The organism is Algoriphagus winogradskyi (assembly GCF_900182815.1).
GTDB classification, from domain to species: domain Bacteria; phylum Bacteroidota; class Bacteroidia; order Cytophagales; family Cyclobacteriaceae; genus Algoriphagus; species Algoriphagus winogradskyi.
The window spans coordinates 83,019-101,131 of sequence record NZ_FXUA01000008.1; the positions used below are offsets into that span (position 1 = coordinate 83,019).

Annotated in this window: 16 protein-coding genes; 4 read left to right on the forward strand and 12 right to left on the reverse strand. The window is 40.3% G+C overall.

Annotation, left to right across the window (positions count from 1 at the left end):
• Nucleotides 1-682: 682 nt before the first annotated feature.
• The gene (locus QOL76_RS17905; RefSeq protein WP_283414333.1) at nt 683-1,069 is read left to right on the forward strand and encodes a GreA/GreB family elongation factor; all 387 of its coding nucleotides are present in this window, start codon (nt 683-685) and stop codon (nt 1,067-1,069) included.
• Nucleotides 1,070-1,125: 56 nt separating this feature from the next.
• Here QOL76_RS17905 and QOL76_RS17910 read toward each other — a convergent pair whose 3' ends face one another.
• The 8 genes from QOL76_RS17910 to QOL76_RS17945 all read right to left on the reverse strand — a co-directional run bounded on the left by QOL76_RS17910 (nt 1,126) and on the right by QOL76_RS17945 (nt 9,275).
• The gene (locus QOL76_RS17910) at nt 1,126-2,193 is read right to left on the reverse strand and encodes a branched-chain amino acid aminotransferase (protein WP_283414334.1); all 1,068 of its coding nucleotides are present in this window, start codon (nt 2,191-2,193) and stop codon (nt 1,126-1,128) included.
• A 38-nt stretch (nt 2,194-2,231) separates the two neighbouring features.
• Complete coding sequence (locus tag QOL76_RS17915; protein WP_283414335.1) at nt 2,232-2,783, reverse strand: cob(I)yrinic acid a,c-diamide adenosyltransferase; 552 nt, start codon at nt 2,781-2,783, stop codon at nt 2,232-2,234.
• 60 nt (nt 2,784-2,843) lie between these two features.
• Nucleotides 2,844-3,560: an ABC transporter ATP-binding protein gene (locus QOL76_RS17920; RefSeq protein ID WP_283414336.1), complete on the reverse strand. Its 717-nt coding sequence runs from the start codon at nt 3,558-3,560 to the stop codon at nt 2,844-2,846.
• A gap of 75 nt (nt 3,561-3,635) precedes the next feature.
• A complete protein-coding gene (locus QOL76_RS17925) occupies nt 3,636-6,407 on the reverse strand; it encodes a tetratricopeptide repeat protein (RefSeq protein ID WP_283414337.1) in 2,772 nt (923 codons plus the stop codon).
• A gap of 17 nt (nt 6,408-6,424) precedes the next feature.
• Complete coding sequence (gene gatC, locus QOL76_RS17930; protein ID WP_283414338.1) at nt 6,425-6,712, reverse strand: Asp-tRNA(Asn)/Glu-tRNA(Gln) amidotransferase subunit GatC; 288 nt, start codon at nt 6,710-6,712, stop codon at nt 6,425-6,427.
• A gap of 86 nt (nt 6,713-6,798) precedes the next feature.
• Nucleotides 6,799-7,530 carry a lysophospholipid acyltransferase family protein gene (locus QOL76_RS17935; protein ID WP_283414339.1) on the reverse strand — a complete coding sequence of 244 codons (732 nt, stop codon included), beginning with the start codon at nt 7,528-7,530 and terminating at the stop codon, nt 6,799-6,801.
• On the reverse strand, nt 7,523-7,897 hold the full coding sequence (locus QOL76_RS17940; RefSeq protein ID WP_283414340.1) for a globin domain-containing protein: 375 nt from the start codon (nt 7,895-7,897) through the stop codon (nt 7,523-7,525). Before QOL76_RS17940 ends, QOL76_RS17935 begins: the two co-directional genes overlap by 8 nt.
• Nucleotides 7,898-7,919: 22 nt before the next feature.
• Entirely contained in the window at nt 7,920-9,275 is a 1,356-nt protein-coding gene (locus tag QOL76_RS17945) for an NfeD family protein (protein WP_283414341.1), read from the reverse strand.
• A gap of 352 nt (nt 9,276-9,627) precedes the next feature.
• Here QOL76_RS17945 and QOL76_RS17950 point away from each other — a divergent pair, with 352 nt between their 5' ends.
• From QOL76_RS17950 to QOL76_RS17960, 3 genes are all read left to right on the forward strand, one after another.
• Nucleotides 9,628-10,776 (forward strand): DPBB and LysM peptidoglycan-binding domain-containing protein, encoded by a 1,149-nt coding sequence (locus QOL76_RS17950; protein ID WP_283414342.1) that lies wholly within the window; start codon nt 9,628-9,630, stop codon nt 10,774-10,776.
• Between the two features lie 309 nt (nt 10,777-11,085).
• A complete protein-coding gene (locus QOL76_RS17955; protein ID WP_283414343.1) occupies nt 11,086-11,640 on the forward strand; it encodes a hypothetical protein in 555 nt (184 codons plus the stop codon).
• Nucleotides 11,640-12,407 carry a TIGR02757 family protein gene (locus QOL76_RS17960; RefSeq protein ID WP_283414344.1) on the forward strand — a complete coding sequence of 256 codons (768 nt, stop codon included), beginning with the start codon at nt 11,640-11,642 and terminating at the stop codon, nt 12,405-12,407. The genes QOL76_RS17955 and QOL76_RS17960 overlap by 1 nt, the downstream gene beginning before the upstream one ends.
• Before the next feature lies 1 nt (nt 12,408).
• On the opposite strand, the gene QOL76_RS17965 is transcribed toward QOL76_RS17960, so the two are convergent.
• The 4 genes from QOL76_RS17965 to aceK form a co-directional block, all read right to left on the reverse strand.
• Entirely contained in the window at nt 12,409-13,626 is a 1,218-nt protein-coding gene (locus QOL76_RS17965; protein ID WP_283414345.1) for an ATP-grasp domain-containing protein, read from the reverse strand.
• A gap of 2 nt (nt 13,627-13,628) precedes the next feature.
• On the reverse strand, nt 13,629-15,056 hold the full coding sequence (locus QOL76_RS17970) for a leucyl aminopeptidase family protein (RefSeq protein WP_283414346.1): 1,428 nt from the start codon (nt 15,054-15,056) through the stop codon (nt 13,629-13,631).
• A gap of 18 nt (nt 15,057-15,074) precedes the next feature.
• A complete protein-coding gene (locus QOL76_RS17975; protein ID WP_283414347.1) occupies nt 15,075-16,205 on the reverse strand; it encodes an alpha/beta hydrolase in 1,131 nt (376 codons plus the stop codon).
• A gap of 77 nt (nt 16,206-16,282) precedes the next feature.
• Nucleotides 16,283-18,010 (reverse strand): bifunctional isocitrate dehydrogenase kinase/phosphatase, encoded by a 1,728-nt coding sequence (gene aceK, locus QOL76_RS17980; protein WP_283414348.1) that lies wholly within the window; start codon nt 18,008-18,010, stop codon nt 16,283-16,285.
• Nucleotides 18,011-18,113: the final 103 nt, after the last annotated feature.

The following is an 18,113-nucleotide window of genomic DNA, read 5'->3' on the forward strand; positions in this document are numbered from 1 at the left end:
GATTATACGCTATGATGCCAGTCACTTTAGATTCTTTGCTTATCAAGTTGATAGACCTCTCGATAGCTACAGGGAGACTGAAAACTCCCGCATTGGCGGGACAGGCTGAAGTGGCTACAATTCTTAAGGTTAACATATCTTACATTGCTTTTACCACCATTCTGGTAAAAAGGCGGATATACATACTAAGTAAAAACAATTTTGAAATTTTTCTTTAGTTAAACTGTTAAATCTTTGCCGAATAGTAGATTTTCCTGCATTTGTTAACTTGATTTGATTAAGAGGCTTAATGTCGACCAGCTCAACAGCCGTGGTTTGTCAGACCCACCTGTCTTTTTTCAATTTGGCAAAAGTAAACCTTGTAGGCATTGATACGTAAATACGATTTCGTGATTGTTCAATCTTCTGTTCAATCTTCTCAAAAGAGCATAAACAGACAACTCTTTAGTAAAGCAATGTTTTACACTACAATTATCTTTTTATCTAATTCTTTTGCAGCCGTAGTTGCCAAACAGGATAATTGTGCGATTTGTCAAAAGAATAAAGCCTTTATTTCTTAGCCCTCAGTGATTATTAGGATTACGTAAGCAGGGCAATTTTCCAGAGCAGCCTAGCTTATTTCTCTTGCATAGCGTAAGTACTCACCTCTTTATCAAGACATCACATTTTTATTCTAAAACAAATGAAGCCAATACTCACAAAATCCGACTATAATACGATTAAAGAATTAATCCTAAATACTCCTCATCATCTTATAACAAAAGAGATTTCACTGCTTGCAAAAGAAATTGAGCTAGCTAAGAAAATTCCTGATCCCAAGTTAGAACCTCAAGTCATTCGTCTCAATTCTTATTTTGAAGTAAAGGATGTAGCATCCGGCAAACTGTTGAATTTTCAATTGGTCCTTCCAAAGTTGGGGAACTTGGCAGAGAAAAGACTGTCTATACTTTCTCCTTTGGGTGTGGCGCTAATAGGCTTTCAAGAAGGAATGGAGATCGAATGGGTGTTGCCAGGTGGACTAAAGAAACTTAAGATTCTCAAGGTCCAAAATCCTGTTCCTACTGAATGAAAAAAAGGCTGTCTACTTTAATAGACAGCCTTTTTTGCTAGCTTTTGAAGCAGAAATTAAATCGAAATTATCCAATCATGAGTATCTGCTATGCTGCCATATTTGATTCCATCTAATTCTGCAAGAACTCTATGTGAGAAAGCATCATCGGATTTGTTTGGAAGGAGGTAATCTTTGCCATTTACGTTGATACGTTGAACATGTGCAATGGTAGCTGCTGTTCCTGTTCCGAAAGCCTCCTCGATAGTTCCATTTTGAAGTGCAGTTTCTAATTCTGAAACTGTCAGAAACCTTTCTTCTAGTGGCTCATTCCAATCTTTTGCCAATTGTATAACGGAATCTCTGGTGATTCCTTTCAAAATTGTTCCTGTATTGGTAGGTGCAGTGATTAAAGTCCCATTGATTTTAAACATGATGTTCATCGTACCGCTTTCCTCGATTTTGCTATGGGATTTACCATCTGTCCAAAGAAGCTGATCATATCCTGCCTTTTGAGCTTGGCGGGCAGGATAAAGGGAAGCTGCATAATTGCCGGCAGTTTTGGCTGCACCAGTTCCTCCTTCTGTAGCTCGGGTGAAGGTAGTTTCTACTTTTACACTTACTGGCTTGCTATAGTAGTTGCCCACCGGACAAGTGAGTATGATAAACTTATAGGTGTCGGATGGCTTTACCCCGATGTAGTCATCCGTAGCAAACATAAAAGGTCTCACATAAAGTGACGCACCTTTTGCTTTAGGTACCCAATCTCTGTCTAAATCAACCAACTGAGCTAGTCCTTCCATAAAGATCTCTTCAGGAAGTTCAGGCATGCACATACGGTCGGCTGATTCATTCAGCCTTTTCCAGTTTGCATTTGCACGAAAGACCAGGATTTTACCCTCATCATTTCTATATGCTTTCATTCCTTCAAAAATAGATTGGCCATAGTGAAGGGTTGCATTGGCAGGATTGATGCTGAGTGGGCCATAAGGTTCTATCCTTAGGTCAGTCCATTCGCCGTTTTTATAATCCGCCACAAACATGTGGTCGCTGATGGTGCGTCCAAATACCAAGTTGGAAAAATCTGTTTCCGGCAATCTAGAGTTCTGAACTTTAGTTATCGGTAGGGCAAGTTGTGTCTTCATTTGTTTTGCCTTTAAACTGGCTGAGCCAAGGTAGCTAATTATTTATTTCTGGGATTCCAGATTACTTCATTTACGTTGAGTTCCTGTGCCATTTTTCTGCAAAGCACAAAAAGGTAATCAGAAAGTCTGTTCAGGTATTGAATGATTAATTCGGAGACGGGTTCCATTGCGGCAAGCTCTGTCACTATCCGTTCAGTTCTTCTGCAGACAGTTCTGGCCAGATGTCCAAAAGAAACTGAAGTATGTCCTCCAGGGAGAATAAAGGAGGTAAGTGGGGGAAGTGCTTTTTCCATCTCATCGATTTGCTTTTCCAGCATTTCAATATCTGATTTTAGCAAATCAGGCTTTTTGACGTTTTGCTTGGCTGGATCTGTAGCCAGATCTGCTCCTATGGTGAATAGTCTATCCTGGATTTCTTTCAGTATCTCTGCTCTCATCCAGTTTACTTCCTGATCACCAAGCATCCCAATGTACGAATTGAGTTCGTCCACTGTGCCATAAGCATCAATTCTAACATCGAATTTTGGAACTCTCGTTCCACCTAAAAGTGAGGTTTGTCCTTCGTCTCCTGTCTTCGTATAGATTTTCATCTTTTTGCCCTGATTCTCTTTGGACAAAAATAAGAATCTATTTGAAATTATAAGGTGTGATTAGGCGTGCATTGCAATTCCGCGGGTAGGATTCGGGTTTATTGTGTCCGTTTCTACCAATCCATCACGTAATCTTACGATTCTATGAGCATAATGAGCGATGTCATCTTCGTGAGTTACCATGATGATGGTGTTCCCTTTCGAGTGCAACTCATGAAAAAGCTCCATGATATCATATGAAGTTTTGGAGTCCAAGTTTCCTGTAGGCTCATCGGCAAGAATGATACTTGGATTATTAACTAGCGCTCTAGCTATTGCAACACGCTGTCTTTGACCACCGGAAAGCTCATTCGGGCGGTGCTTGGTCCTGTCCCCAAGTCCCACGTTGGTGAGTGCCTGAAATGCAATGTCTTCCCGATCTGACTTGCTCATGCCTGCATATACCAATGGGAGTGCCACATTTTCAAGACAGCTTGCTCTAGGTAGAAGGTTGAATGTCTGGAAGACAAATCCGATTTCCTTATTCCGAATTTCAGCCAGTTCGTTCTCAGTCATGTCTGAGACGTCTTTGTCATTCAAAATATAAGTTCCCGAAGTAGGCGTATCCAAGCAACCTATGATATTCATCAATGTGGATTTACCCGATCCTGAAGGTCCCATGAAAGCAACATATTCTCCTTTGTTCACAGAAATGGAGACAGACTTTAGGGCTTGAATAATTTCAGCACCCATCTTATATGTTTTATTTATTTCGTGGGTTTCAATAATTTTCTTCATGGCTGGGGTTTTGCTAAAGTTACCTGTTTGGATTGGGAAGTTAATTTCCTCCCTCACAAAAAACGTTAATAGGATTCAATAGTTCAAGTTTTGTAGGCGTACAAGTTCCTCTTCGCTGACCCATTGCTTCAGTATTTCCAGGGATTCATCGGCATAATTGTCCAATCCACTTTCTCTGGCAGCTTTGATTTTGTTAAACCAAAGTATAGGGTCATGATTGAATTCGGTCGCTGAATTTAGGATTTCATATTGATCCAAAGGATCTGTTACCTTATGTAATTCACTAATAATCAATGGGCTAAGGTATGGGTTGGCTGTTGGTTCCTCTCCAGAATTTATCCAGGAGATAAAAGCCACTACTGAAGCTTCATCAGTGAGATCCGGATTATCGACAAAAGTTTTCAGGTCATCATTAGCCTCGATTTTTCCGGAAATATATTTTTCCAATTCTTTCAAATCATCCTGACTCAAACCATGTGCTTTGTGGACTATAATGCGGATTGCTATGTCCGTTTTCAGCGCAGACTCCTCAGCTGTACGCCATTGAGACAATAGATTTTGGGCAGAACTCTCGTGAAATCTGCTGATCATATTTAGATACTCCGGCACGATAGGCCCTTCGTCTGTCAGATAGGTTGGGTAGAGTACCTGATATTTTTCCCGGATTTCCACTGCTTTTTCCGGCATTCCTGCCAAACCAAAAATACTCCAGTGATGGGTGTCAAATCCTTGGAATCCTTTTTCCTCAGCTGCGATAAATTCTATCGCTGCTTTTTGAAAATCCAGATTTTGAGCTAAAATAGTACCGGAAAGTTGTAGGTAATAAGCTGCATCTTTGGGGTTTCGGAATGCTAATCCATTTAGGTTTTTTACTGCCTCTGTAACTCTTCCTGCTGCCAAGCTCCTAATTACCGCAGTTTCTTGCATGGGCATCAGGTAAGCTAGCATTTCCGGTTTTTGGCCTATACTATCGAGTATATGCAGGTCTTCACTTGGATTATTTCTATTGATTTCAGACATCAGATTTCTCCAGCCTGCATTGATTAGCATTGGAGAAGTCTCACGCTGAAGTTCTTCCTTTAAGGATTCCAATAACTCCTCAGATGGAATATTAGCCAAAGCATTTGAAGCTGCTAATTCATTTATCTGAGAAATGAGATCTGAATTGCGGGTAAGGCTAACTTCAGGCTGACCAAGTTTGGTTTTTAATGCTGTTAGATTTGACCTGACTACTGGATCAGCACTTTCTGAATTAGTCATTAATTCCAGAGCTTCAGATGTTTTATTGACTTTAGTGTAGAGTAAACTTAAGTTGTTACTTAGGTGCGGCTCATTAGGGAAAATTGTGAGCCCCTTTTCCAAGTAATAGATAGCCTCAAATACCTTGTTTTCTTGGTGTAAGCGATCACTTAAAAGTATGATATTATCGATTTGGGGTGATTCTGTAAAACTTTCTTCCAAATGTTGTCTAGCTAAAGTCGGTTGCTTCAGTTCCAATAGCAAATGTGCAGTTAGAAATTTAGCTTTAGGGTTTTTACGATAACGCATCCATGCATTTTCATATAAAATACTAGCTTCCAGTTTCTTGTCTACTTGATAATAGTAATCCGCTAGAATATTGCTAGACATGGCATTTGCCTGCACGCCAACTATCCCTCCTGTATAGGTAATGAGCACTAGAATTACTATTAATCCGCCAATCCTAATGTGGTAATAGACCAGGGAATAAGGTTTGTATAGGATTTTGTCAATCGCTTTTCCAGAATTCATGACAGACATGAAGTTTGCCAGTAGGTATATGAAAAAGAAAAATGAGAAACCAAGCTGCGTGTAAACAAATAAGTGTTTGAAAAGCTCTTCTGCAGGTTGATTTCCTGATAGTTTTAATTTCCAGACTAACCAAAGCGTAATTCCTAATCCAATTAAATGTAATGCTTTAATAACAGCAGGAGTCGAAATCAACTCATCGCTTTGGCTCACCTTTTCACCGATAGAAATCCAACCAAAAACCCCTAAAGGCAAGAGTAAATATAATGGGGAAAATGCAGGAATAGATAGGTGAACTTCTCCTTGTAGGTTTAGAAGTATTATGAAAAGTGTGCCTAAATAGAGTAACGCAATGAGACTAATTTGGACAGTTATATTCAAATTGAGATTGCGGTTTGCCCGTGCAAGCAGGATGTAAATTCCTGAAAGTATGCCATGTCCGTTCCAAAATACCCATGCAAGTGCAAGACCAAACCCGATCGTTAAACTGTGCTCTGAAACATACATTCCCGGATTTGAAATCGGACTTTGGGTGATAAGGACAGCAAGAGCTGAAAATGTCCCAACAAAAATTATTAGCCACTTGATGGCCAAGTGTATTTTTTGTCCCCATAGATGAAAATAAATCAAAGGAAGTAGTGTCCCTGCTAGAAGAATGATAAGCGGGTAATTGGCATTTTGTCCTCCGATATTTAATCCATTGAAATTGCTGAAGGTAAGAAGGACAATCCAAATAATTCCTCCCAGAATGAAATAGGCCTTTTTAAATTCAGTGACTAATGTCAAAACAGAAACTACAGCCAGCCATACTATCCCTGCATAAATCAAGGATTCTGTCACATGGAATGCTGGAGCTAAGGTCTTGAACTCTTGGAATACCAAGTAATTGTCTACCTGAATTGGAAATGAAATAGGTCCTATCTGTACCCAGTCAAAAGGAATAGGGACAGTATCCAGAAATGCACCAGCCTGAATATTGAGGTAAGGCTGCGGATCGAATATGAGGTAATACAGTGCAAAAAGCCCTCCTGTACTTATGAATAGGAGGGCTAGGGTTTTATAAATTGTTGAGGTATTCAATGTGGTTGTCAAGTATGTTACTCCATTACTTTCGGTACACGGAAGTAGTCAGCATCTCTTTTTGGTGCGTTTTTCAGTCCGGCTTCATGATCCAGCTGATGACCTACTTTATCCTCGCGCATATCATTTACTTCTGAGGACATGGTGGTCAGTGGTTCTACATTTTCTGTATCAATTTCATTCAATTTCTCTACCCAATCGAGGATTTGGCTCATGTCCTTAGACATTTTTTCAGCGCTTCCTTCATCAAATTCCAATCGAGCAAGGTGAGCGATTTTCTTAATTGAGTTGGTGTCTATTTTCATCTGTGTTTTTTTATTTTCAATGATCAGATGTAATCTCGCATGTTAAGATTTTTTCTCTCGCTGGGAGATTATTGTCATGCTCGATTTCATGATTTTGAGTTGTCTAGGTTGAGTTGACTTTGAATCACATGAAAGCACTTGTCTTTCAACGCTTTTTCAGATTCAAAATTATCAGGGGATAACGGCTCGTGAAGGACCATTTTTGCAGATCTCCAGTACAGCAGCAATTTCCCGTCATCGGGTAAAATTAGATGATTATAGGATAAAGTGACAGGGATGATCGGGATTTGTTTCTCCATGGCCATCCGGAAAGCTCCATTTTTAAATGTAATCATCTCTGGAGGATTCTTGGTGTAAATTCCACCTTCGGGAAAAATGATCACAGAGCTGCCTGATTGAAGGGCCTGATCTGTACGTTTCATCGTTTCCGCACGGCTTTTTAGGCGCTCTCTATCAACAGCGATATGGAGGTTTTTGAAATAATATCCAAATAGAGGCGCTTTACGAATGGAAGCTTTTCCTACGAAAAGAACATCTCCAGGTATAAAGCCCATCATAGCTATATCCAAGTAGCTGAAATGATTTGCAAGAAATATGTAGGCTTTGTCCTTTTGGATTTTCTCACTTTTCTCAATCTTGACTGGAAGGAAAATGCAAATGAAATAAGCCCTTGCCCAGTAGCGATTGATTTTTCGACCATATTTTTTCCAGCCTGGAACCCAGATGCAAACCAGAATGAATGGAAAGATCAGTAGAAAACTTAGCGCAAAGATTATCCCAGCGTATATAGAATACAGCCTTGCGAAAAGATCACGCATGATTGATCATGTGGTTTGCTGCATTTACAAAATAACTCAACATGGCTTCTTTGATATTCTGCTCCAAGTTGAGCTTATCCAAGGCACTTAGCATTGCAGTCATCCAATGGTCTCTCATGGTCGCATCGATTTTCCATTTGGCATGACGCATTCTCAACCGGGGATGGCCTCTCTGCTCAGAATAGGTTTCAGGTCCCCCAAAGACTTGAAGTAAAAACAGAAATAAGCGATCCTCTGCGGGTAGTAAATCCTCAGGATAAAGTCTCTTCAAATCCTCGTTTTTGGCAACTTCCTGATAAAAATAGTGCGTGAGCAAGCGGATTTGCTCTTCACCTACCAGGTCATATATCGTCTGAGAAGTATTCATGGCGCAAACTTACCAATTTCTCTCAAGCCTCCCATTTTTTCACCTTCAGCGAAGTGCCTTCAGTGGAAATCACGATTATTTTTTCTCCTTGGTCAATAAATTCACCTCGGGAATAGGCGTCATAAACATCACCGTCTATTTCTATTCTCCCACTTGGTCGCAGTCTGGAGTGCACTGTGCCAGTCTTGCCATTTAAAGTTTCAGCATAAGAAGAAGAGGTATAGCCCTCACTTCTTTGCTGAGTTGATGCTAGCGTGATGGTTTTGAATGCTCCCCATTCATTGACTTTGGGAGTAAGCCAAAATACCAGTCCCACGGAAACTATGGCCGCTAAAATTACGGTGAGTAAGGCTCCAAATAGGTCCGCAGCTGGAACAAAATCAAAATTGAAGTTCTGGTTTGGAATCATGCCTAGAACAAGTCCAGTCAAAATCCCGATAATCCCAAGTACGCCAAAAATCCCAAATCCAGGAATCACAAATAGTTCTACTGCCAATAAAATTACTCCGATAAAAAAGACTAAGATTTCCCAGTTTTCAGCAAGTCCATTGAGATAATAAGGGATAAAATAGAGAAATACTGCCACCACAGAAGCCAAGATTGGGAATCCAACGCCAGGAGTTTGCAATTCAAAATAGAGTCCTCCGATAATGATTAGGATTAGAAATCCGCTGACAGCAGGGTTCAGGAAAAAAGCTATTATCTGCTCAGAAAGCCCTATTTCATAGGCTATAATTTCAGCATCACCGAGATTTTGGGCAGCCAGTATATCTTCAATAGAATCGTATTGGCCTTCACAAAAACCATATTTCTCAGCTTCAGAAACGGAGAAAGTTATCACTGATCCTTCTTCTGAGACTCCTTCGATTTCAATCTTCTCATCGACCATTGCTTCAGCGATTTTTGGATCACGACCTTTCGCTTCCGCAGTGCTTCTCATCATTGAGCGCATGTAGGATTGGTATTTGTCGGGCGCCGCTGCTCCATCTGCTCCGTTCACCACAGTGGCAGCTCCGATACTCGCGCCTGGAGCCATGTAGATGCTATCTGTGGCGATGGAAATCAAGGCACCTGCAGAAGCAGCGTCTTTATTGATAAAAACGTATACTGGAGTGGTAGAATTTAGAATCAACGTTCTGATCTCATCAGCGTCATTCACAGCTCCTCCGTAAGTGTCCATGTCAATTACAATCAGATCAGCATTCACTTCTTCAGCCTTTTCCAAAGCCAATTTTACTCTTCGAGTCATCGCAGGATCGATATCAGTGTCGATCTTGAAAGTAAAAACTTTCTTATTAGCGGCAGTATCGGTTTGGGCCAGAATGAGTTGGGATGCTAGAATAAGAAATAGGAATAGAGCGCTGAAATAGATTTTCATTATTGGAAGTCTTGTTCGAATGATAAAAGATACGAAATACGTGTAAAAACTGATTCTTTTCTTTTAACGACCGAGATTTGTTGGAGTATTTTATGGATGTAAATTCTGATTATAAAGCTATTCTGCGATCTTTGTGGCCAATACAAAAGCAAGACCGCCGCATTTCATTTCTTTGGTTTATAATTTCTATTTAGATACCATGCCGATAACACGGAGGATTCTAACTTGTTTTATAACTATTCCCTAGTGTCGCTTGTATCACGATCGATTTCTAGCATAATTCTTGCGCCTCTAGCCTTTGGAAATTAATCTTGTATTTCTAATTCGTTTACCCCCAATTCAGTACATCCCTATGAATAATAGATCACAGTTTTTCTGGTCCTTTCTTCTTCTATTCTCACTTTCTGCTTCATTATCAAAGGCTTCCGAACTTACCGCCGTTGATTCGGTTGGAGTTCAGCGTATAGGAGATCAGTCATATATTTTGCATGAAGTAGATCCGAAAGAGACTTTGTTCGGGATTTCACGCAGGTATAACTCCCCTGTGAGTGATATAGTAAACGCTAATCCAGTGTTGAAGCAAGGGTTGAAAATCGGTCAGACGATCAAAGTTCCTTTTGTATCGATGGCCGAAATTCCCGCAGGTTCTGTGTTGCATAATGTAGTGCCTGGTGAGACGCTTTTCTCTATTTCTAAAAAATATGGCGTATCGGTAGAAAGCGTAATGAAAGATAATGGGTTGAAAGGTAATGACCTTAGTGTCGGCCAGTCGTTAATCATAGAGCCTGCTGTACCAGTCGCTGTGGAGAAGGAGCCAGCACCCGTAGTGGCGGTTGCCACTTCAACTGAAGTCGTTAAAGCAGAGCCAAAGCCAAAAGAAAAGCCAGTTAAAAAGGAGGAGGAAACTCCTAAAGTAAAAGTAAAATCAGAACCGGCTCCAAAACCTGAGGCAGCAGTGGAAACCAGCAAGCCAATGGTTCCGGGAGAATGGAGATCACATACAGTACAGAGTGGAGAGACACTCTTTTCAATTGCAAGTCAATATTCTGCTAGAGTAGAAGATCTAATCACTTGGAACGCCTTGACATCGAATAATTTACAACAAGGTCAAGTTCTCAAAGTAGGTCGTGGTGCAATGCAGGAATCCACAGTTCCGGTAATTGGTACACCTAGAGTTGTTTCCAGTGCAGAAGAAATGATGGTAGAGCCAGCAGATGCGTCTACTTCCGGGGGATTTAAAAACATCAAGGAAACCGGTCAGGCTGAGCTAATTGAAGGAACTGGAGGGCATAAAAAATACTTGGTTCTACATAGAACTGCGCCAGTTGGTACGATCATGCGGGTGAAAAATGAAGAGAATGACGTAACCATTTTTGCTAGGGTAGTGGGAACGCTTCCTGAAACTGGCGATAATGCTAAATTGGTAATCAAACTTTCCCAGGCTGCTTTTGACCAATTGAAAGCTGTAAATGGAAGATTCCCTGTTGAGGTGATGTATTGAGGAGTCGGGTGTTTGATGTTGGATGACCGATGTTGAATTCCCTGAGAACGAAGATTGAGAGATTTGAGAATAGCGACTTAGTAAGTTTTATAAGTAGTAATAAATAAAAGATGTCAAATAAAATTATGATTTAGCATCACAAATCTCTTGATTTTGATTTTATGAACACTGATTAACTACATCACAAATAATAAAGAAAGACCGTTAGAATTGGCGGTCTTTTTTCGTTTTGAACCTATCTTTTCTGGCAGAGGTTTTAAGAGTGAATTTTGGTTTCCGCAAAGCCACTGTTAATTTTGTGCTTGAGCTATGAATAAAGTCCAACTCGTATTCCACCACATTTTCAGATTTATCTGGAATCTTATTTTTATTATTTCCTATCCAATCTTGGCGAGTTTTGGCTTGTTGTTTATCGGTGTTACTTACGTTTTTTCTTTACTTTCAAGATTTCTGAACAGACTACGGCCTGAGGGGAAGAAGGTGGTTTTGAAAGAATCGGAGTGGGAAGATTTGCCGTATTCTGGAGAATTGTTGGAAGCTAAATTGATCAAGCAAATCGTGTTTGGACCTTCTGGGTTTAAGTTTAGAAGGAAAGATGGGGTTCCGTCTGTTCTTTCAGATTATGTTTTTGGGAAAAAGGTCAGGGTACTGGAAGAAGGATTTATTCTAGAGAAATGGAATAGTACCGAGTCTAAAGATCTACCAGATTTCGACATCTGCCTGTACGATCCTGATGAGGATTCCTTGCGTTCGCTTACGAATATCAAATGCTTTGATTGGCATGTGTCTGAGAAAGTTGAGAATGAGCTTTCCTTCAAATGGTTTGATGGGACACAGGGTGGTGAAGTGAAAGTTGCTCTTTGATGCAGGATTTAAAGGGTTTTTTAGACGAGAAAGTTGAGCAATACAATAGGCCGGGATTTATTACGCTGGACCCAATTTCTATTCCTCATCGTTTTTCGAAGAAACAAGACATAGAAATCTCAGGATTCTTCGCTGCGATTTTGGCTTGGGGACAGCGAAAAACCATTATTAACAAGTGCATAGAATTGTTTGAAATGATGGACAATTCACCTCATGACTTTTTGCTGAATCATCAGGAAGATAATTTGAAACCCTTTCTGAATTTCAAACACAGAACCTTCAATGACGTGGATACGCTTTATTTCATCCATTTTTTGAGATGGTTTTATAAAAAATATACTTCCTTGGAAGAAGCTTTTCTCCTTGGACAAACTGGCGGAGTGGATGCTATGCAATCTATGTTGACCAAGTTTCAGGAGTTTTTCTTTTCTCTACCAGATTCTCCACAACGCACGCGAAAGCATATCGCGACTCCAAGCCGCAAAGCAGCCTGCAAGCGAATTAATATGTATCTACGCTGGATGGTGCGTGATGATGATAAGGGAGTGGATTTTGGACTTTGGAAAAGAATTTCACCAACTCAATTGATCTGTCCATGCGACCTGCATGTGGATCGGGTAGGTCGAAAGCTTGGGTTGATTACCCGAAAGCAAACCGATTGGTTGACAGCTTTGGAGTTAACAGCGAAACTTCGGGAGTTTGACGCTGCTGACCCTGTAAAATATGACTTTGCGCTTTTTGGGCTAGGGGTGGAAGAGAAGTTTTAACCTAATGAAACTTCTTTATCTCAGGCGCATCCGCAACAGTAGAAAACTCTCGTGCAATTCGCTCGGCATAATCATCCAAAAGCTGCATCACCCGATCCTGATTTTTTGACTTTACGATCAGACCTGCATGGTATTCCAGTGGGACTCTAAAGTACACCTCCGGATCGTCAAAACTGCTCAAATCTGGATGCTGAAATTTGGATAGGGTAAGCAAAATCCCAGCGTAGTTTTTAGACACTTTTGGAAGCTGGTATTTATATCCTTTAGCCAAGGCATCTTCAATTTTCGCCCATTCTGCCCAGAGATTAATCCCTGTTGCCGCTTCCACCATTTCAGCCAAATGTGCTCCGCCGACACGGGATGAAGTTTCCAAAAAGTAAATTCCCCCATCTTCATGAGACTTGATGAATTCTGTATGAGTCGCTCCAGATTTCATTCCAAATGCCTTCATAACTGCAGCATTTGCTTTTTTGATAGCCTTTTCGTCAGTCGATCCAAAAGTCAAATTAGCAGATCGAAAGATCCCACCACCTTGAGAAATTTCCATTGGAGTGGACAGATACTTGGAAACTGAGCAAAACAAGTTTTTCCCATCCAGCATCAATCCATCCGCATGATAGACATCGCCTGGTTTGAATTGCTCCACTAAGTAGTATAGTCTATTGTCACCTAATTGATGAATGTTTTCCCAAAGAGATTCCTTGTCGTGAACTTTAATTATTCCATTTGCAGAGGCTTCAGATCTTGGCTTTAGTACCCAAGGAGCAGGAATATGATCCGCAAACTGGTTAATATCATCGTCATTGAAAAGCGGTGCAAAGGCAGGGACTTTTATATCAGAATCATGTGCTTTGATCCTCATCGCAAGTTTGTCCCGGAAAAAACGACCTGTAGTTTGACCCATTCCAGGGATTCTCAGGCTTTCACGTAGAAAAGTTGCCTTCTCTACATCGTAATCATCCAATGCAACTATGCTCTCGATTTTATGAGTTTTCATCAAACCTCCCACGCCCTTCATCAGCAGTTCAAGGTCCCAATCCAAATCCTGACCAGGCATGTAGAAAATCTCATCTATGTATTCAAATGCCCAAGGCTTGTCTTTCAGCTTTTCTGAAGTAATAAGAAACACTCTGTTTCCCTGTTTTTTCAGCTGAGTTAAAAAAGCATTTCCCTTGAAAAAATTAGAAATGCATAGAAAAGTCTGGCCTTGGTTTTCCATAATTACAATTGATTTTCGATGAATTTAAGTAATAATTGAACTCCAAAAGCAGTCCCTGACTTGGTTTTTGCAAATTCACTATCTCCAAATGCCACACCGGCAATATCTAAATGCGCCCAGTTCGGATGCTCGTGAATAAATGCTTCCAAAAATTTGGCTGCTGTGATAGCACCTGCGATAGGTTTACCGTGATAGTTTTTGATGTCTGCTATCTCCGAATCCATTTCGGATCTATAGCTTTCCCACATAGGTAGAGGCCATACTTTCTCCCCTGATTGCATTCCAGCTTCACGAAGTAAATCTGAGATTGTGTCTGAATTGGAAAAAAGAGCTCCACACTCATATCCAAAAGTACCCACACTACTTCCTGTCAATGTAGCCAAATCAATAAGCTGATCTACTTGATAATTCTTCACTAAATAAGACAAGCCATCAGCCAAAATCAATCGTCCCTCAGCGTCCGTGTCGATCACTTCTATACTCAGTCCAGCATGCGAACCAATAACTTCCGAAGGTAAATAGGCATCCTTGTCCACCGAATTTTCTACAGCTGGAACGATTGCTGTAAGGTTTATTGGAAGTTTTAGTGAAGAAATAAGCTGAGTTGCAGCCAAAACTGCAGCTGCTCCACCCATGTCGGATTTCATATAAACCATCCCTTGAGTTTTGATATTCAAGCCGCCGGTGTCGAAAGTGACTCCTTTTCCAACCAACCCTAAATGGGATTTGGCTGCTGGGTTTCTATACTCCATGATGATAAATTTGGGAGTTTTTGCGCTGCCACGTGCAACAGCCAAAAATGCATTCAACCCTTCAGATTTGGCTTTTTCTTCATCAAAGATTTTTACAGTAAAACCATTTTCAGCACCGGACTTTTCTGCCCATTCTGCCAAATATTCCGGTGTGATTACATTTGGAGGAAGGTCAACTAGTTTGAATCCTTCGTTTTTTGCTGCGGCAATCTTTGCTGCTCGATCAAGAGTTTTTTCTAATCCCGACTCTTGTGAAATAACTGAGACTTCTAGGTCAGCAAAGTCTTTTTGGTCGTCTTTTTTCAGCTTAAAAAAGCCGATGTTATAAGCACCAAGTTGAAAACCAACTAAGGCACTTTCAATTAATTCGGATGAAAAATCAGGTGAAAAATCAATAGAAACGGATTTTTCTACCAAATCCTTATTCTTGCTTAGAATTCTTCGAAATGACTTTTCTATGCTGGAAACATCTGTTTTTTCTCCCAATCCTATCAATAGAACTAATTTCCCATTGATTTCTAATTGATAAGTAGAGTCTTTTTTTCCGGAGAAAAGTGAGTTGCTGACAGCGTAACCTCCCAGTTTTTCTTTGAGTAATTCCGACCAGTTTAAACCGACTATCGGGATGACCAGAAGTCCTGAATTAGTGCTGGAATTTGAATGTATATTGAATTTCATAAGGTGGCGCTTTCGCTTTTAATCTTCTTTATCACTGAAAAATAGCCATTCTATGGCTTTGGGGAACTCATCACTCCAATAAGTCTCGTTGTGTTTTCCATCTTCATTGATGCTAAGATGGACTTTCATTTTGCCTTTTAAGCTTTCGCGTTTGAGTAAGCGTTTTCGGAATTTGAGCACGTGTTTTACCATCGTCTCGCTTTCATCCCCACCGGCATAGAGGTAAAGTCTGGTTTCCTGAGGTTCAAAAATATCCAGAAAGCCAAGTTTGATTTTGGGGATCACCCAAAGCGAGGGTGAAAACACCATTAATTTACCAAAGACTTCTGGGTATATCAGGCCAGAGAAAATACTCACCAAGCCTCCCATGGAGCTTCCTCCAATTCCTGTGAATTCCCGCTCAGTTTTAGTTCTATACGTTTTATCTACAAATGGCTTTAAGGTATCAGTAATGAAACGGATGTATTTCTTGCCACTACCGATTCCTAGCACAGTTTTGCCTACGTTGTATTCCTGCAATCGCTCAGATTCTCCATGCTCTACTGCGATGACGATGATCTTTCCAATGTTATAATCGGACATTACAGCCAGCTTTTTATCTATCTGCCAGTTTCCAAATTCAGCATTTTCATTGAAAAGGTTTTGGGCATCATGAAGGTAAAGCACCGGGTATTTTTCCTCGCTGCTATTGTAATCATGTGGCAAAAGTGCCCAAACTTTACGGGTTTTGTTAAGCTGAGGGATTTCGAATTCCTCTGAGATTAAACGTATTATTGGAAGTTGGCTAGGGCGATAGGGGAGCCAATTTTTACGCCATTTGGCTACTTTTTCGGTCTTGGTTACTTTATCATTTTTCCAGTGCCGATTTGGCGTACGATTTCCGTAGCGATCAATTTCTACCTCAGACCAGTCGCCTTTGGTGAATTTGTAGATAAGCTCAGATTCAAATTCCTCACCTTCAGGAAAAGTAAATTCATACTTTCCATGGGAGATTTTCTTCATCAAAAAACGACGATCCTGTGTAGTCCAATTATTGAAGTTTCCCGAGATGTAGACTGGTCTGTCATCATCATCTGAAGTGTTCAGAAATATGGTTTTTCGCTTTTTGACGGGTTGGTTGGAATCTAATTGTGGGGAGTCAGAATTCATTCAGTGGGTGATTATGGGCATAACCCAGCCTGCAAAAATAACTGTTGCAGGCATACCAATGAAATAAACTTCAGATCTTAAATCATTTCATCCGGGCGAAAGCGAATTTCATCAGGGTAGGGGAAGGCATGGATTAATTCTCCGGCATTGATTCTTTGCTGGACTTCCTGCCAATATAACGGGTCAAAAAGGTCTTTATGATATGTCAAAAAGTGTTCTTTGAGATCCTTTCTTCCTATCATCCATCTTTTGAAGTCTTCTGGGAAAACGTCGTTTTTGGCAATGGAATACCAAGGTTCCGGAGCATAAATTTGCTCGTAAGTTTCTGCCTTTGGTTTGACGCGAAAGTTCATATCTGTCAAAAATTCGATCTCATCGTAATCGTAAAAGATCACACGCTTTTGACGGGTAAGCCCAAAGTTTTTGGTCATCATATCTCCGGGAAAAATATTCGCCTGTGCCAATTGGAGGATAGATCTACCATAATCTTCTACCGCTCTGATCCCTTCTTCGGTACTGCAATGTTCCAAGAAGAGATTTAAAGGCTCCATTCTTCTCTCTGTATATAAATGTTTGATTACTAAGTGTGTGTCTGTAATTTTCAAAAGAGAGTTAACTGTTTTTCGAAGCTCAATCATCAGGTCTTGGCTGATTCGCTCTATAGGGATTTTGAAGTGTTCAAATTCATGGGTGTCAGCCATTCTCCCCACTCTGTCATGTAAAGAAACTAGCTTGTATTTCTCTCTCACTTCTTGCCGTGTCATGGTTTTTGGTGGTTCAAAATGGTCCTTGATCATCTTGAATACTATATTCAATGAGGGAAGTGTGAACACTGTCATCACCATTCCTTTGATACCTGCAGCTACTTCAAATTTATCTTCACTTTGTCCCATATGATGAAGAAAATCTCGGTAGAAAAGTGTTTTCCCATGCTTATTAAAACCGATTGCATTATAGAGCTCATGAACTTTTTTATGCGGAATCACTGAGCTTAAGAAGCTTACGATTTGAGATGGAACTTCAGCTTCTACCATAAAATAAGAGCGAGTAAAGCTAAACATGCTACTCATCAGATTAGGATCAAAAATGAGTGTATCCACGAAAACTCCATTTTTGCCGTGAACCACAGGGATAATAAATGGCATCCACTTATGTCCCAAAAATGTTCTTCCTATCAGATAGGCTGCTTTGTTTCGGTAAAATACCGACTTCAAAATTTGGGTTTGGGTATCTGTCCCCACGCGGTACCTGGTTAGGATGACTTTTCGGACTCCAGCAATCAGGAATTTGATGTCTTGCTCTTTGTCCATGAATGGGGCTCCGAAATCATAATCATCCAAGATTTGGCGTATGTTTTTTTCCAAGCCAAAAAATGAAGGATAGATCCTAAGAAGTTTTTCTGATTCTCGAACTACACAGGAATCAAATCCTTCCATCACAAACATCAACTTATCATCGATAGTCAATTTTGGAAAGCTTTTTCTGATTACGGAATTGAAGAATGTCTCTGCAAGCTCAATATCCGGCCTATCAGCAATCAATAATTGGTATTCAGCTTTTACTTCCATCCAAATAGTAGAATCGGTCGCATTTTCAGCAAGCATCTCTGTGCATTCTGCAGCAAGCGGAAAAAGTAAATCTTTATATAGCCGAAGACGCTGTTTATTGTTCAGATGAGTCGCATGCCAAGCTTTTTCACTGAAATATTTTGGAGCCAAACGAGTGTAAGTATTGAAAAGCTCCATGTATGTCATGAAGCCAATCTGGATTTTCTTAGCGACTTGTTGAATTGGTGTGTTGAGCATAGGGGATGTCTGGTTCAGACTTTTGGCAGAAGCACAAAAAAAACAGAAAATATTTTATTGTTCAGCTAAGATATAATTTCATTGATTTTTAAGGGTTTATAAA

Bases quoted from the DNA above. Each gene is read 5' to 3' on its own strand.
- QOL76_RS17970 (WP_283414346.1), bottom strand. From the start codon at position 15,056: ATGAAATTCAATATACATTCAAATTCCAGCACTAATTCAGGACTTCTG.
- QOL76_RS17940 (WP_283414340.1), bottom strand. From the start codon at position 7,897: ATGAATACTTCTCAGACGATATATGACCTGGTAGGTGAAGAGCAAATC.
- QOL76_RS17965 (WP_283414345.1), bottom strand. From the start codon at position 13,626: ATGGAAAACCAAGGCCAGACTTTTCTATGCATTTCTAATTTTTTCAAG.
- QOL76_RS17960 (WP_283414344.1), top strand. From the start codon at position 11,640: ATGCAGGATTTAAAGGGTTTTTTAGACGAGAAAGTTGAGCAATACAAT.
- QOL76_RS17950 (WP_283414342.1), top strand. From the start codon at position 9,628: ATGAATAATAGATCACAGTTTTTCTGGTCCTTTCTTCTTCTATTCTCA.
- QOL76_RS17915 (WP_283414335.1), bottom strand. From the start codon at position 2,783: ATGAAAATCTATACGAAGACAGGAGACGAAGGACAAACCTCACTTTTA.
- QOL76_RS17955 (WP_283414343.1), top strand. From the start codon at position 11,086: ATGAATAAAGTCCAACTCGTATTCCACCACATTTTCAGATTTATCTGG.
- QOL76_RS17945 (WP_283414341.1), bottom strand. From the start codon at position 9,275: ATGAAAATCTATTTCAGCGCTCTATTCCTATTTCTTATTCTAGCATCC.
- QOL76_RS17920 (WP_283414336.1), bottom strand. From the start codon at position 3,560: ATGAAGAAAATTATTGAAACCCACGAAATAAATAAAACATATAAGATG.
- QOL76_RS17935 (WP_283414339.1), bottom strand. From the start codon at position 7,530: ATGCGTGATCTTTTCGCAAGGCTGTATTCTATATACGCTGGGATAATC.
- QOL76_RS17905 (WP_283414333.1), top strand. From the start codon at position 683: ATGAAGCCAATACTCACAAAATCCGACTATAATACGATTAAAGAATTA.
- QOL76_RS17975 (WP_283414347.1), bottom strand. From the start codon at position 16,205: ATGAATTCTGACTCCCCACAATTAGATTCCAACCAACCCGTCAAAAAG.
- aceK (WP_283414348.1), bottom strand. From the start codon at position 18,010: ATGCTCAACACACCAATTCAACAAGTCGCTAAGAAAATCCAGATTGGC.
- QOL76_RS17910 (WP_283414334.1), bottom strand. From the start codon at position 2,193: ATGAAGACACAACTTGCCCTACCGATAACTAAAGTTCAGAACTCTAGA.
- gatC (WP_283414338.1), bottom strand. From the start codon at position 6,712: ATGAAAATAGACACCAACTCAATTAAGAAAATCGCTCACCTTGCTCGA.